Origin of the sequence: Roseimaritima sediminicola (genome assembly GCF_009618275.1) — a bacterium.
GTDB classification, from domain to species: domain Bacteria; phylum Planctomycetota; class Planctomycetia; order Pirellulales; family Pirellulaceae; genus Roseimaritima; species Roseimaritima sediminicola.
In genome coordinates, this window is the sequence record NZ_WIAD01000012.1 from 1 (window position 1) to 15296 (window position 15296).

Annotated in this window: 10 protein-coding genes; 4 read left to right on the forward strand and 6 right to left on the reverse strand. The window is 61.8% G+C overall.

What is annotated here, in order from left to right:
- The first annotated feature begins 494 nt into the window (after positions 1-494).
- Entirely contained in the window at positions 495-947 is a 453-nt protein-coding gene (locus GE027_RS08345; protein WP_153556735.1) for a hypothetical protein, read from the forward strand.
- A 77-nt stretch (positions 948-1024) separates the two neighbouring features.
- Positions 1025-1372, forward strand: coding sequence for a hypothetical protein (locus GE027_RS08350; RefSeq protein WP_153556736.1), 348 nt, complete (start codon positions 1025-1027; stop codon positions 1370-1372).
- Between the two features lie 589 nt (positions 1373-1961).
- Here GE027_RS08350 and GE027_RS08355 read toward each other — a convergent pair.
- From GE027_RS08355 to GE027_RS08365, 3 genes are all read right to left on the reverse strand, one after another.
- Positions 1962-2234 (reverse strand): hypothetical protein, encoded by a 273-nt coding sequence (locus GE027_RS08355; RefSeq protein WP_153556737.1) that lies wholly within the window; start codon positions 2232-2234, stop codon positions 1962-1964.
- A gap of 1454 nt (positions 2235-3688) precedes the next feature.
- On the reverse strand, positions 3689-5101 hold the full coding sequence (locus tag GE027_RS08360) for a DUF1552 domain-containing protein (RefSeq protein WP_153556738.1): 1413 nt from the start codon (positions 5099-5101) through the stop codon (positions 3689-3691).
- Complete coding sequence (locus GE027_RS08365) at positions 5098-7089, reverse strand: DUF1592 domain-containing protein (protein WP_237607398.1); 1992 nt, start codon at positions 7087-7089, stop codon at positions 5098-5100. Before GE027_RS08365 ends, GE027_RS08360 begins: the two co-directional genes overlap by 4 nt.
- Before the next feature lie 326 nt (positions 7090-7415).
- On the opposite strand from GE027_RS08365, the gene GE027_RS08370 reads away from it, so the two are divergent.
- Both GE027_RS08370 and GE027_RS08375 read left to right on the forward strand, forming a co-directional pair.
- The gene (locus tag GE027_RS08370; protein WP_153556739.1) at positions 7416-9560 is read left to right on the forward strand and encodes a methyl-accepting chemotaxis protein; all 2145 of its coding nucleotides are present in this window, start codon (positions 7416-7418) and stop codon (positions 9558-9560) included.
- Positions 9561-9562: 2 nt separating this feature from the next.
- On the forward strand, positions 9563-10939 hold the full coding sequence (locus GE027_RS08375; RefSeq protein WP_237607399.1) for a glucuronyl esterase domain-containing protein: 1377 nt from the start codon (positions 9563-9565) through the stop codon (positions 10937-10939).
- A gap of 45 nt (positions 10940-10984) precedes the next feature.
- On the opposite strand, the gene GE027_RS23580 is transcribed toward GE027_RS08375, so the two are convergent.
- The 3 genes from GE027_RS23580 to GE027_RS08390 all read right to left on the reverse strand — a co-directional run bounded on the left by GE027_RS23580 (position 10985) and on the right by GE027_RS08390 (position 15224).
- Positions 10985-12340: a dockerin type I domain-containing protein gene (locus GE027_RS23580; RefSeq protein WP_162006627.1), complete on the reverse strand. Its 1356-nt coding sequence runs from the start codon at positions 12338-12340 to the stop codon at positions 10985-10987.
- Positions 12341-12654: 314 nt separating this feature from the next.
- On the reverse strand, positions 12655-14109 hold the full coding sequence (locus GE027_RS08385; protein WP_153556740.1) for a catalase: 1455 nt from the start codon (positions 14107-14109) through the stop codon (positions 12655-12657).
- 191 nt (positions 14110-14300) lie between these two features.
- Positions 14301-15224 carry a universal stress protein gene (locus GE027_RS08390; protein ID WP_153556741.1) on the reverse strand — a complete coding sequence of 308 codons (924 nt, stop codon included), beginning with the start codon at positions 15222-15224 and terminating at the stop codon, positions 14301-14303.
- Positions 15225-15296 lie beyond the last annotated feature (72 nt).

The window sequence follows — 15296 nt, forward strand, 5'->3', positions numbered from 1 at the left end:
CCCGGGGTTGCGCGGTCGGATGCCAAGTGTCGTGATAGTTGCTCGGTCGATCGCCGGAGTCCGTGAGCGCCGAACCGCAGAAAGCCCAGGTCCGTGATGGTTGCGCAGTCGATTGCCAGGCTTCCTAGCGGTTGTCGGAATGCCCGTCAGTCCTTAGCTCTGCCGTTGGGCGAGAACTGGGCGCAGATGTCGACCTCCACATATCTTCCTACCTCCATGTTCCTACCTGTCCCTGGTTAGCAGATGGTAGGAAAATGGAGGTAGGAAAATGCACTCAGTGATTTGCTGGTGACGCGGCAAATTGTTGCTTGACTCCGTTCCGGTCGGTATTCTGAGGTCGAGTCCGATCGGCGGGGTTGGTAAACCGTCCGTGAATCCGATCGCCTCGCAAGAACCATGTGGTGCACCCGAGCGGCGGCAACGTCGTGTCGTGTTCACCGAATCCTGGGTCGCCGCCGGGTGACCACCCACGTTCGTCGACAAGGAGCAGTTGATTGTCGCGACCGAAGACAATCGTTTTTACTCGAGCACGCTGGGACCGCATCTTCGCGACGGCAACTATGGTTGCGTCCGGCGTTGCGGCTTTCTGTGTGCACCTAACTGGTGGATTGCGCTTTCTCGTCGTGCCTGTCGTTTTCGTTGGAACGTGGCTCTATTTCCGACGATCAACACCGAAATCTGGTAAGCGTGTGGAGACGATTGAAGGAAACCCCACGACGATTCGTTTATTGGGTTGGTTGGGACTGATTTTGCTGTGGACCGCTTGTTTCTTCGTGTTCGACACTTTCGTCCTGGGTAATTCGTTTCATGGACCACTGGTTTGGTATCATTGGATATTCCTAGTGGCAACCGTAGCGGCCATGACCATCGGCTGCGGGCTGATCGGTCCCATCTCCGCACATCAGGAACCCGCTGCAGACAACGACGAACCATCGGATGCACGCTAGTCGCCGAGTTGACTTTATTGGAGTGGTTAGTCGATCGCGGCGACCGCGTGATCCGTACCGTTCGCCGACGGAATCACATGATGCGACTCGCCCTGACAAACGTGCTGATTGTCGCCGTCGCCGGATGTACCGGAACGCAATCAGTCACCCTCGGAATCGAGAAACCGCCTGGAATGGCCGAGGCAGTTCTCAGCGAGATCCCGGTCGGCACGCCCGTCGAGGACGCTGAGCGTTTCATGGTACGGGAGGGATTCGCCTGCATTCGCGCAACAGACGCCGAGTTCCTCGACCGCAAAGGCCTAGACTACATTTACTGTGACCGCACAGAGGGCGAGACCGTCCAGCGGCGATGGCAGATTGCGGTCGTTCACAACAACGGCGAGGTTGCCGAGATCATCGCTAGCACCGGTCTTGTCGCGCCATAGGGTCACACCGAGACGGCGAACCATCGGATGCAAACGAGCGGCGGTGGTCCGGTGGTTCGCAGTAGAACGCGTACTTCCGCCGCCGTCTGATCCGTAACGTTCTTGCTGTCCGTCGTTGCGCGGTCGAACGCCAAGCTTCGTGGTTGCGCGGTCGATCGGCCAGGTCCGTGAGCGCCAAACCTCGGAAGGCCCAGGGCCGTATGGATGCATCGTCGATTGCCAGGCTTCCTGGTGGTTGCTGGCATCCCCGTCAATCCTTGTCCCTGCCGTTGGGCGAGCACTGTTCACAAATGTCGCCCTCTGCTTATATTCCTACCTCCATGTTCCTACCTGTCCCTGGCGAGCAGATGGTAGGGAAATTGACGTAGTAGTTCGCAGGTTGCGCGGTCAATTGTTGCTCGGCCCCGTTCCCGACGGTATCTTGGGGGCTTGCCGAGTCGCTCGGATTGGCCAATGCACAGCCGGCTCCATCGCGTCGCAAGAACCAAGTGGTGCACCCGAGCGGCGGCAACGTCGTTTCGTGTTCACCAGATCCAGGGTCGCCGCCGGGTGACCACTGACGTTCTTGCGGTCACCTTCGTGCTCGTGCTTAGTCGCTTGCGACGGTGCTCGTGCTCGTAATCGAAATCGCCGCTGACGAACCGGTATGGCCGTGACGGTTGCAGACGATGCGGCGGGGCAGACTGGGCGATACGAGATCTTGGTGATGCTGTCCCTGCTGCCGCTTCATCTTGATGAGCACGCGAATCCCGGCGCGGTGGCCCCAACTGCACTCGATTACGATTGCGAGCACCGCTTCGCTGAGCACGAGCACGGTGTCCGATCGCCGTGCCCTTTGATCTTCACCGAGTTGCTGGTTCACATTTTCGCTTGTTGCTCGGCCTCCCCGGGAACAGTATCTTGAGGTTTGCGGCTGCCGTGCTGATGGCGAATCGTCCGCCCCGCGGCATCGAGCGCAAGAACCAAGTGGTGCACCCGAGCGGCGGCAACGTCGTTTCGTGTTCACCAGATCCAGGGTCGCCGCCGGGTGACCACTGACGTTCTTGCTGTCCGTGGTTGCTCGGTCGATGGCTCAGGTCCGTGATGGATGCGCGGTCGATTGCCAGACTTCCTGATGGTTGCTGGAATCTCCGTCTGACCCTGTTCCTGCCGTCGCGAGAACCGGTCACGAATGTCGACCTCCACCTATCTTCCTACCTCCATGTTCCTACCTGTCCCTCGCGAGCAGATGGTAGGAAAATGGAGGTAGGAAAATGCACTCAGTGATTTGCAGGTGACGCGGTCAATTGTTGCTAGGTTCCGATCCGGCCGGTATCTTGAAGTTGAGCTAGATCGGCAGCCTTAGCGAACCGTCCGCCGATGCAATCGCCGCGCAAGAACCATGTGGTGCACTCCAGCGGCGGCAGCATCTTTTCGTGATCACCGAATCCTGGGTCGCCGCCGGGTGACCACCGACGTTCTTGCTGTCCGTGCTTGCGAGGTCGACTGCTAGGCCTTGTGGTTGCTCGGTCGATGACCCAGACGCGTGATGGATGCGCGGTCGATTGCCAGGCTTCCTGATGATTGCTGGAATCTCCCTCAGCCCCTGTCCCTGCCGTCGCGAGAACTGGTCACAAATGTCGACCCCCAACTATCTGGTCCATCCGGGATTTTCGTGGGTTTAGCCAGAGTGCGGGGTTTTGTTAGGCACCCGCGGTGGTGTCCGAAGGGTGCGGTCTAACGGATCAAAAATGCTGGCGGCAGGCAATGCTTGCCGCCAGCCAGAGACACCACTGAGCAGACCCCGACCGCGATATCCCTATCAAGCCCGCGTCTCACGCAGAGCTTGCCTCCGTTTCTCGCAGCGGTTGCAATGAAATGGATGGCGACGCCTCAGGCAAAACATTCGGACACGACCGCGGGTGCCTCCGAAAATCCACCATCCTTGGCTTTCCCACGACCAACCCGGAGCGACCGAAATTTTCTGGGGTTTCGCTCACTGACGAAGTAAATTGCGTACGCGACCGAGAGGCGGTTTTTCGGAAACCATCCGAAAAGCCCTGGATGGGCGACATGAGACCGTGTCAACGTGCGTGGGTGGCTACAGCAGTTCCTGGCGTCCCCTCCGGGACTTGCGCGGTGGCGGGGCGTCCGATCCCTGGGGCCCGCACCCAGGGCTACCACATGTCGCCACTGCTGTGGCTGCCACGCCGCAATTGCATTGGCCCTACAATGCTCCAGCAACCGTTGGAAAATGCCGGAGTTGTTTCCAAACAGTTCCTGTTAGCGTTTATCCCAGCTGCACCACAGCTGGATAGTTCGCCGGAAGGTTCCGACTCAGGCCGTGGTGCTGAGGTCGGCCAGCTCTGCGGTGCTGTCGCCAAAGGATTCCAGCTCGATCCCGTTGCGGCGCAGCATCGCCAGGTACAGGTTGCACAGCGGCACCTGGCCTTCGGCCGCCAGGTGTCGCCCCGGGGTCAGCGTCCCGCCGCCGCGACCGGCCAACAGAATTGGGAGGTTGTCGGGGTCGTGGCGGTTGCCGTCGGAGAAGCTGGATCCGAACATCAACATGCTGTTGTCCAGCAGCGTGCCGTCGCCTTCGGGAATCGACTGCATCTTGTGCAGCATCCGCGCGAACTGTTCGACGTGCCAGTGAACGATGCGTTGGTACTGCGCGATCTTGTGCTCGTTGTTCTCGTGGTGAGACAGTTCGTGGTGACCGCCCTTGACGCCGTCGAGGAACGAAAAGTTGCGGCCCGAGACGTCGTTGGCGAACATGAACGAGGCGACGCGGGTAGCGTCGCTCTGGAACGCCAGGATCATCAGATCCAGCATCACGTCGATGTGCTCGCGAAAGGTTTCCGGTTCCTCGGGCCGCCGGGCGTCCAGCTGGTCCGAGCCGACGCGCGGCTGCCAGTCCTGGTTGCGGCTGGCGAACTCCAGCCGCTTCTCGACCGCTCGTACCGCATCGAGGTACTCGTCCATCTTGAATTGATCGTCGCGGCCGAGCCGGCGGCGGACGCTGCGGGCGTCCTCCAGGACGTAATCCAGCAGATGCTGGTCGGATTCGAGCTGGCCGGCCGCGTGCGGCTGGGTTAATCCGTACAGCCGCTGGTACACGACGCGCGGATCGATTTCTTTGGCCACGGGCCGCGTCGGGGTTTGCCAGGAGATGTGCGAACCGTACAGCCGCGTGTACCCCACGTTGCTGTCGACGCCGCTGATCACCGGCTCGGTGCCCAGCTCCAGCGACGGCAGCGGGGTTTGATGGCCGACGTGCTGGGCGATCAACTGGTCGACCGAAATCCCACCGCTGCTGATGTCCTTGCCCGTGGTCTTGGCCACCGGCATGCCGGTCAGGAAGTTAGCCGTTTTGGCGTAGTGCCCATCGCCGCCGTGACTGTGTTTCTTGTCCAGGCCGGACAGGACCAGCACCGAATCGCGGACCGCTTGGAGCGGCTGCAGGCTGGGCGGCAGGTCGAAGGCGGCGCCCGTCTTTTCGGGCACCCAAGCTTTCTCCCACATCCCGTTGGGGAAGTAAAGGAACGCGGTCCGCAGCGGCGGTTTGACCGGAGCCGGTTTTCCCGCGGCCCAGGCCAGCGACGGCAACCACGGCAGGCTCAGCAGGACGCTGCTGCCACGCAACAGCTGGCGCCGCGAAAGGCCGCCCGCTTGCCCGGTTCGTGCACCGGTTTGGCGAGATCGCGATCGACGACTTCCGGCGGAACGACGCAGAGAAAACGGTTTCATTTCGCAGCCTTGAAGTAACGGTGTTGAAACGGGTAACTGGTCACGATCGTTTCGATGATGGCGGTGGCGTTCTGGTCGCGGGCGTCGAGCGCCTCGAGGCAATCCTCGACCACGCAATCGTCAAAGCGGTTTAGTTTGCGTCCCAGGGCAAAGCCCAGCATCTTTCGCGACACATGTTTCTTGAACTCGCCGGCGCGCTTGCGCAGGGTCTGCTTTAATTCCTCGGGACCTCGAAACGTGTCTCCGTTTGGCAATTTGCCAGAGGCATCGATGGGGTGCCCGGCATCGGTTTCGCGCCAGCGTCCCAGGCCATCGAAGTTTTCCAGACCAAAGCCCAAGGGGTCCATGCGATTGTGGCAGCTGGAACACGCCGGATCGCGACGATGTTGCTCGAGGCGTTCGCGCTGCGACAGACTGGATGCGGCCGCCGTTTCTTCCAGCGCCGGCACGCCCGGCGGCGGCGGCGGGACGCGGCTGCCCAGCACCTGTTCCAGGATCCAATGCCCCCGCAACACCGGACTGGTCCGCCGCGGATAGGAAGACGCCATCAGGACCGCGCCCAGCGTCATCACGCCGCCGCGCCGGCGATCCTCGAGCGAGACGCGTTGCCATGGCGCGTCGGGCGACAGGGATAGTTCGTAGTGCTGGGCCAGGCGGCCATTGGCGAACACCCAGTCCGCGTCGATCAGATCCATGACCGATCGGTTCTCGGTAAACACGGCCGCCACGGTCCGGATCGCTTCCTCATACAGGTCTTCGGAGAGCGCCGTGTTGTATTCCGGATAGACTTCGGCATCCGGCCGAGTGCTGGAGCGGAAGTGGGTCAGGCCCAGCCACTGCATGCCAAAATTTTCGCCCAGGGCGCGGGCCTTGGGATCGGCCAACATCCGCCGCGTCTGTGCCAGAACTTGTTGGTCGGTTTCCAGCTGGCCAGCATCGGCCGCAGCCAGCAGGGCTTCGTCCGGTACCGACGACCACAGGAACAGCGCCAGCCGCGTCGCCAGTTGATGGGAGGTAAGTTTCTGGACACCGCCTTCGGCGGATTCGGTTTCGACGACGAACAAAAAATGCGGTGAGACCAACGCGGCTTTCAGCGGCCCGCGGAGCGCGGTTTCGACATCCACCGCGGCATCGTGACGGGGCTCTGCATCGCGGCGGGCATCGTACAGGTGCATTAACCGCTGAACTTCGTCGTCGCTGACCGGCCGTCGCCAGGCTCGCCGAGCAAAACGCCGCACCACGTCGCTGACGTCCGCTCGCTGCATCGCGGCGGGGTCTTCCACCGGGCCGAAGAGCCGCTCGCGGGCATCGCGAATCGCCGCGTTGCTGTCTGCATCGGTTCGCGCCGTGCCGCCGACCACGCGATCGATCACGTCGCTGGCCGCGGCCAGGTAGCGTTCGATGTGGATGGCCGAGGTGAACAGCGAATCACCGGCCGTATCGAAACCTTCGCCCCCGGCGCCATCGGAGGGCAGTTCGATCGAAGCGTTCAGCGAAACGCCGACCACGTCGCGGAGGGCGTTGCGGTACTCGGTCCGCGTCAGCCGGCGGCTCATCACATAGCCGCGATACCAGGCTTGGGTTTCATCGGTGGCCAAAGCCTGGCAGTCGTCACTGGCCGGGCGGGCATCGAGCCAGCGGTGGAAGATCGCCTTCTGTTGATCGTTCAGACCGGGGCTACCCTCGGGCGGCATTTCGTTCAAGCGGATACGCTTACCGACTTCCTCCCACACGTCGGCCTGTTCGGTGACCGCCGCGCCGGTCTGAAACTGGGCGATGTCAAAGCCAGCGTCGGCATCGTCACCCCGATGACATTCAAAGCAGTGGTCGCGGACGATCGGCAGGACCTCCTTTTCAAAGGTTTCCTGCCAGCGGCGAACGTCGGCCGACGGTTCGGCTCGCAAGTCAGCGGCTAGACAACCCATTACGGCGACCAACACCGTCAGGCTGAGGCCACGGCGATGGCAAAAAGCGATGGTTTGAGGCACAGCAAAAACTGCAGGGGAGAGGTGGGAGGAAGCGTCTGACGCGTTCCGGAGTCGAGGTGGGAATATTGCATGATAAGCGAAGGGCCTCCAAAGGTCCACACAGATCGGTCCCGGGGTCACGGCGAAAATCTTGCCGAATTCCCTGGGCTTTTCTTCCTCTGGCCGGTACCCGTTGGTTATCCTCAAATCCTAGAGAGCCGGTTGCCGATCCGCCCGTTCAAGGGGATGGTGGTTCCCAGCGGGCGGAGACGAAATCGAACCGTTCGCTGGGCCGCCCAAGGTGACCCAAGCGTGCCTTGTCCGCGTCTGTTAAGCAAAGCTCGACCGTGCCCATCGTCTACAAACTGTTGCTGGCCACCGTATTGCCGTCGATCCTGATCTGGTTGGTCGGCATCTATGCCACGGCGGCCGGCCAACACAGTCTGCGGGACGCGATCGAAGCCACCTCGGCTCGCCGTGCCCGCGAGGTCATGGACGAAATCGATTGGATCATTCAAACCCGCACCACCAATTGGCAGGCCTACCTGCGTTCGACGCTGGTGCGGAAGACACTGCGCGAGTCGCATCAGGAGATCGGTAATCTTCCGAATCCGCAGGAGACCATCGACGAGCGTGATCGTCAGTGGCAGCAGGCGACGAGCGAAATCGACTGGATCCAAGAACTGTCCGCCAACGACCTGGCCCTGGATCTTCGCGCCCGCCTGCTGGAACTGGACAGGCGCGCGGGCTACCCGGTCTTTGGCGAAGTCTTTCTGACCAATCGCTACGGTGTCAACGTGGCCCAGACCAGCCGCACCTCGGACTATCGTCAAGACGACGAACCCTGGTGGCAGCAGGCCGTTGCCGAGGGTGTCTATATCGGCGACGTCAGCTTCGACGAAAGTGCAGGCTTGTACTCAATCGATATCTGCTTGCGCGTGACCGACGAGGACGAACGGCTGTTGGGCGTTTTCAAAGCCGTGATGAACATCCGCGAAGTTTTGGAAATCGTCGACGGCGGCTCCCGGGAGAACCTCGCCGACGATCAATTAATCCTCTTCAACCGCAAGTATCAGATCATTCGCAAATCCGGAAGCGACGCCGCGATTTGGCGTGACGGAACGGCCTACTTCGACCATGTCCGATTCGCGCCCGGCGCGACCGAAACGACGACGAATCTTGCCGATCCTGACAGCGGTGAACCGCTGCTCGGCGCCCTGGCCGTCTCTCGCGGGCACCGCCAGGGCGAAGGGCTGGGCTGGGTGCTGTTGCACGTGCGTTCGCACGCCGATGTTTTCGCGCCGGTGCATCGCCTGCGAAACCGCATCATCCTGATCGCCACCTTGGCCACGGTGGTCGTGGCCCTGGTGGGCTGGCTGCTGGCCCGGTCGATCACTCGCCCGATCGCCGAGGTTCTCGATGGCACCGCACGGATCGGCCGCGGCGAACTGGAGCATCGCATCGGGGTCCACAGCCGCGACGAGATCGGTCGACTGGGGCGAGCCTTCAATGTGATGGCCCGCAATCTTCAAGAGATGGTCCAGCACCTGCGTCTGAAGGAAGGCGAGCTGAAGCGACAGTACGAGACACTGCAGGCGCAGAGCCAGACGTTGGCCACACAGGAAGAAATGTTGGCCGCCCAGCAGCAACGAGCGAAATTGTTTGAAGCCATTCGCGACGCCGTATGCCGCTTGAACGACGCCAGTGACGACATTCTGGCCACGACCACCGAGCAGGCTAGCGGCTCGCAGGAACAGGCTCGGGCGGTTTCCGAAACGGCCAGCACGGTGCACCAGGTCGCGCAGATCGCCGACCAGACGGCCGAACGAGCCAACCAGATGGTGGGCGGTGCCCGCGACGCACAAACCGCTGCTGAAACCGGACGCGAAGCGATGTTGAAATCGATTCGGGCCATCCAATCGGTGCAGTCCCAAGTCGAATCCACCGCCCAGACCATCGTCCTGCTGGCCGAACGAGCCGCTGCCATCGGCGAAATCACCGCGACGGTCAACGACATCGCCGAACAGACCAATGTGTTGGCTCTGAACGCCGCGGTCGAAGCCTCGCGGGCCGGCGAACACGGCAAGGGGTTTGCGGTGGTGGCCAGCGAAGTGAAATCGCTGGCGGGCCAATCCAAGGAAGCCACCAGGCAAGTGCGAAAGATTCTGTTGCAGATTCTGGATGCCACCAACGAAGCGGTTCGCAGCAGCGAAAAGGGCACCGAACTGGTGGGCACCGCGGAAAAGGTGGCCGCCGAAACGGGCCAATTGGTCGACCGCTTGCTGGCGACGATCTCCAGTTCCGCGCAGACCGCCAGACAGATCTCCGGTTCGGCCAGCCAACAAGCGACCGGAACGGTGCAGTGGATGGAGGCCATGCGGAGCATCGAGGAGGTCGCCAGACGGAACGTGGCCGCCCTGAAACACATCGAACAATCCGCCGCCGACCTCAGCCGCCTGAGCAGCGAACTGGCCGAACTAACCGCCGAATAGCCGTGCGTCCCATCGAACTGAGCGATTTCGATTTCGCTGTCGGTTTCGATGTCGCTGTCGCGGACAGGGACGACCGGACGATCGCTACCTCGGCCGATCTGTTGGCGGACGCGCTGCGGGCCGGTAAAGTAGGGGACATGAAAACATCAACCTCGACACTTGGCCCGCTCGTGCTTTCGCTGCTGTTCATTTGCCCTGCAAGCGGCCAACAACGCGCCGCTCCCAACCACGATGAAACGCTCGTACCGGAGTTTCGACTGCCGGATCCACTCGCCGGCGTCTCCTCGCCAGAACAGTGGCCGGCGCGGCGACAGAAGATTCTCGAGCAGTTCGCCGCGGAGATGTACGGCAAGGTGCCGGCCGAGGTAACCGATGACTATGTGGTCAAAGACCAGGGGACACCGCAAACGGTGCTCGCCGGCAAAGCGACCATGAGGCAGCCGGTGATCACGGTCGCCGGACGGGACCTGTCGTTGCTGGTGCTCTTGCCGGCCGGCGTCCAGGACCCCGTGCCGGTTTTTCTGGCCTACAACTTTCACGGCAACCATACCGTCCTCGATCATCCCGATATCGCGCTGACCGACCATTGGGTGCGGAAAGGCGATCACCGTGCCAAGGAAGAGCAACGAGGCCAGAGCACGTCAAGCTACGGTGCCGAACAGATCATCGACGCCGGTTTCGGTTTGGTAACGTTGTACTACGGCGATGTCGACCCCGACGTCGATGACGATTTCCAGAACGGCGTCCATGCGGCGTTTGAGAACCCGCCTGCGGACGACCAATGGGGATCGATCGCGACCTGGGCCTGGGGCCTCAGCCGCGTGCTGGATTATCTGGAGACCGTTCCCGGCATCGACGCCGAGCGGGTTGCGGTGATGGGACATTCGCGGCTGGGAAAGACGGCGTTGTGGGCCGGCGCCCGCGACCAGCGATTTTCCATCGTTATCTCCAACAACAGCGGCTGCGGCGGGGCCGCCCTCTCACGCCGGCGTTTTGGTGAGACCGTCGAGCGTATCAACACCGTTTTTCCCCACTGGTTCTGCGACAATTTCCTCAAATACAACGACAACGAGGATGCGTTGCCCTTTGACCAGCACATGCTGATCGCGTTGATGGCGCCGCGGCCCACCTATGTCGCCAGTGCAGCTCGGGACCTGCATGCGGATCCCCGCGGCGAGTTTCTCGCCACGCTTCACGCCAGTCCGGTTTACGAGCTGCTTGGCACCTCGGGGTTGCCCGCCGACGAGATGCCTCCGGTCGACGAACCGGTGCACGGCCAGCTCGGATACCACGTCCGTTCCGGCGGTCACGCCGTGACTGCTTTCGATTGGCAGCAATACATCGCATTCGCAAGAAAACACTGGCAGCCCGAGGACTGAACCGCCCGCGAAACGGATCCCGCGGGACGTACTTTGCCGCGTGCTTTAACCGACAACCGGAACAACGCTCGTGACAAAAGGCCGATTAGCGTTATCGGCAATGAAGGCCACTTGGCCATCGAACAGCGTGACCTTGGGAGCTTCCATAACGTCGGACCGGTCGTCGCCCTGAGCTGCTCGAAGGAAGAAGAAGACTTCGATGTCGCTGAGGATCGCAAACCCGAAGCTGGCCGGCGTGCCACCGTCTCCGAATGGTGGAGCCGTGCTGAACGAACCCTGATTGAAGTTCAACTGCGGCACCGCGGGCAACTCAAAGGATTGTTCAAAGCCACCGACGTCGCTCACCCCCGGTGCCCCACCGCTCAGATCCTGCCCATTGGGTAAGGGCAGCGTGTCGTCGTTGACGTCGAAATCAAAGTCCACACCGATGCGTTCGAAGAACGAGTCGTTCAGAGTGATGAACCGCACTTCGATCGTCACCTGCAAGTCCTGCAACCTGCGAAGTTGCTCCAGCAGGTCTGTAATCTGTTCGTGAACCTGCTGTGTTTGCCCGATGACCAAGCTGAGGTTCTGCGGATTCTCTACGATCGTTCCCGCGCCGCCATGCTCGTCCCAGGAATCCGGTGCGATCGTCGTGGTGATCAAATCGATCAGCGGGCCAAAGTCGGCATTCGGCGTTCCGCCCATACCACCGCCCATACCACCGCCCATACCACCGCCCATACCACCGCCCATACCACCGTCCATACCACCGCCCATACCACCGCCCATACCTCCGCCGCCGTAACTCTCCCAGCCGTTCATCCAGTCAGGGGCCATTTGGCTGTCGAAGCCGCCGCCGAGCCCGCCGCCGAGACCACCGCCGAAGCCGCCGCCGGTTAAGACGTTCAGCACGGCGCTTAATCCGGCCAGCGGGCCGCTGGGAATGACCAGATCCGCGACCGGGTACACCCTGGTGACCAGTTCCGCCGTATCGCCCTGGTCATCGGGTGGCGGTGGATCGATGTCGGGATAGGCCGGGCGCAGCAGGTAGTTGACCGCATTGACGACCGTCAACGCGTCATAGGGAGTGACCCAGCCATCGAGATTGACATCCACCGAGAGGTCGTCGGTCGCCAGTGCGCCGAGCAACCGCGTCCCGTAGCGGTTGAGATCGTTGATCACCAGCAAAGCGTCGTAGGGCGTGACTCCATCGTGGCCATCGACGTCCGGGCGGACGCGAATGCCAGCCGTACTCTCTGGCGAAAAGGCTCCGGCGACGCCCGTTTGGATGGGACCGGCGACCTCTTGGGCCACCTCCCTGATAGACTCGCCGAGAACATTGGCCATGGGATCGCCCCCGGGATCCAGCACCGCGGCGGCCAAAACCCTGCGGTCCTCCAGGTGTTCGAAACGAAGCATGGGGACGCGGTCGCGTCTGCGACGAGATGACGGAATCATGACCCTGGCCTAATTGGAGGTGTCTTTCAATCCAATCCATACGGCGGTGTCGATGCGCTCCTGAATTTGAATATAGAGGGCCTAAGTCCGGGAAGCAAACTCGCCTTTCGATGCGGCATCTCGCGGGCCGCCGAAGAGGCGGCCGGCCCGGCCTGCAGCGACGCACCGCGCCGGCCGACCAGGACGGCGACCACGCCGGCGACCAGGGCCGAGGCGGACATGACTCGGGTGCGGAGGCTTCGACCGTTCTTGGTTGCAGCGGGCGGCGACCGCCGTTACCGGCCGGCGACGCCTTGACGAACGCGGTCTCCCAGCTGCTTGTCCACGTTACTCCAGTATTCGAACGCGCGCTCGAGCACGGGCGGCGACACACCGTCTCGGAGGTGACCGACGATGTTGGAAACCAGACGCGTACGTTGTTGGTCGTCCATGACGTCTCGTACCAACGTACCGGCTTGACCAAAGTCGTCATCGTCTTCGCGCAGCGTGTAAGCCGAACGCGTGAATTCGCCATCGGCCGCCCAGGTCGCGGACTCCGGATAGCGTTCGCCATCGGCCGCGGGTCCGCCCTTGGAGTTCGGTGCGTAAACCGGGTCCGACACGTTCTCGGTTCGTCCCTGGCCGTCCTTGCTGTAACTGAACACCGGACACTGCGGAGCATTGACGGGAATCTGTTTGTAGTTCACGCCCAGCCGGTGCCGGTGGGCATCGGCGTAGGCGAACATGCGTCCGAGCAGCATCTTGTCCGGGCTGGGGCCGATCCCGGGCACGAGGCTATTGGGTTCGAACGCGGCCTGTTCGATTTCCGTATGAAAGTCAGTGGGATTACGATCCAGCGTTAGCTTGCCGACCTCGTGCAGCGGGTAATCGCCATGCGGCCAGACCTTGGTGAGATCAAACGGATTGAAGCGATACGTTTTGGCCTCTTCAAAGGGCATGATCTGCATCTTCAGTGTCCAACTGGGATACTCCCCACGCTCGATCGCGGTGAACAAGTCGCGACGGTGGTAGTCACCATCGGCGCCGGCCAGCCGATCGGCTTCTTCCTGCGTCAGGAAGTCATTGCCCTGGTCGGTCTTGAAATGGTACTTCACCCAGAACCGCTCGCCATCGGCATTGACCCACATATAGGTATGGCTGGAGTAGCCGTTCATGTGCCGCCACGTCTTGGGAATTCCGCGGTCGCCCATCAACCAGGTAACCTGGTGGGCGGATTCGGGCGACAGCGTCCAGAAGTCCCACTGCATGTCGTGGTCGCGGAGGCCGTTGTCGGCGCGTCGCTTTTGCGAGCGGATGAAGTGTTGGAACTTCAGCGGGTCGCGCACAAAGAACACGGGCGTGTTGTTGCCGACCATGTCGTAATTGCCTTCGCTGGTATAAAACTTCAGCGAAAAACCGCGGGGATCGCGCCACGTATCCGGACTGCCTCGTTCGCCCGCGACGGTGGAGAAGCGAATCAACGTGTCGGTCTTGGTGCCCGGCTGGAACACGGCCGCTTTGGTGAAGCGACTGACGTCGTGTGTGACCTGAAAGTGTCCGAACGCTCCCGAGCCTTTCGCGTGCGGTTGCCGCTCGGCGATACGCTCGCGATTGAAGTTCGCCATCTGCTCGATCAGATAATGGTCATGCAGCACGATAGGGCCATCGGGACCAACACTCAGCGAGTGCTCGTCGCTGGAAACGGGACAACCCGCGTCGTTGGTCGTCGGTTTTGAGTCCTTCTTGCTCATCGCTGGCACCTATCGTTTGGAGTGCGGGGGGTTCGACCACGTCCCTCAATCTAGCACTACTGTACGTCAGGTGCGAGCGACGCCGGGACATCCCCGGTCGGCGGCCGACCGGTCCCCGTTATTGAACCGGGTCCCCGTTATTGAACGGGTCCTCGTTATTGAACCGGTCCCCTTTATTGAACCGGTCCCCTTTATTGAACGGGGGTGACGAAGGCTTCGGGTTTGATGGTCAGTACCGAGCACTGGACGTCGGACAGGATGGACTCGGCCGTATTGCCAATAAAGAATCCCGCCACACCGGTTCGGCACTGTGTGCCGATGACCAACAAATCAGCGTCCACCTGGTCGATGGTTTCACGAATCTTGGTGTCGGCTGCGCCGCGGTGGAGGTGCTTTTGGACCGTTGGGCTGCGGACCGATTGGTGAACCAGCTGATCCAGTTTCGTTCGCACGTCGGATTCCAGCTCCGCCACCACACCGTCGACAATCTTGTCGCCCAGTCGCGCCCGCAAGGCGGTTTCCATCCAGACGTCCCACACACTGACCACGTGCAGGGTCGCCGCCTCACGTCTGGCAATCGTATCGGCGTATTCGAGGATGTCTTCGTTCAGTGCGTTGTCGGCGGCTTCGGGCGACGTGACGTCGATCGCTGCTACCACATTGTCGAACTGGTCCGGCGACTCCGGCTTCAGCAACCACACCGGACACGGCGCCAGACGCATCAAGGACTGCGAGACGCTGCCCAGCAGGCGATCGGTGATTCCAAAACCATCGGCCGACTTGACCAAGAGGTCACAGTTGCCTTCGACGACCTGCCGGACGATCGCATTGGCGGGATCACCGACGGCGACCACGGCATCCAGGGGCACGCCGGTGCAGGAGTACTCACTGGCCAGCTCCAGCAACTGACGACGGCGCTCGGCCGCGACCGTCTGCTGCAGTTCGTCGGGGTCGTCGATGCCGCTGAACATGCTCCAGGTGCGCGGCAGACGCTCGACCACGCTCATAAACGTCAAGGCCGCCTGGTTATCGATCGCCAACTCGACCGCGCGGCTGCGAGTGGCTTCGTCCGCAGCCGGATCGGTGACATGCAAAATGTGCCGGAACTTCTTCATGAAAAACCTCGTTCGCAAATGCGGACACACCCCGGTGTGTCGTGCAATCCCCGGATCGTCGTCGGTGTGATC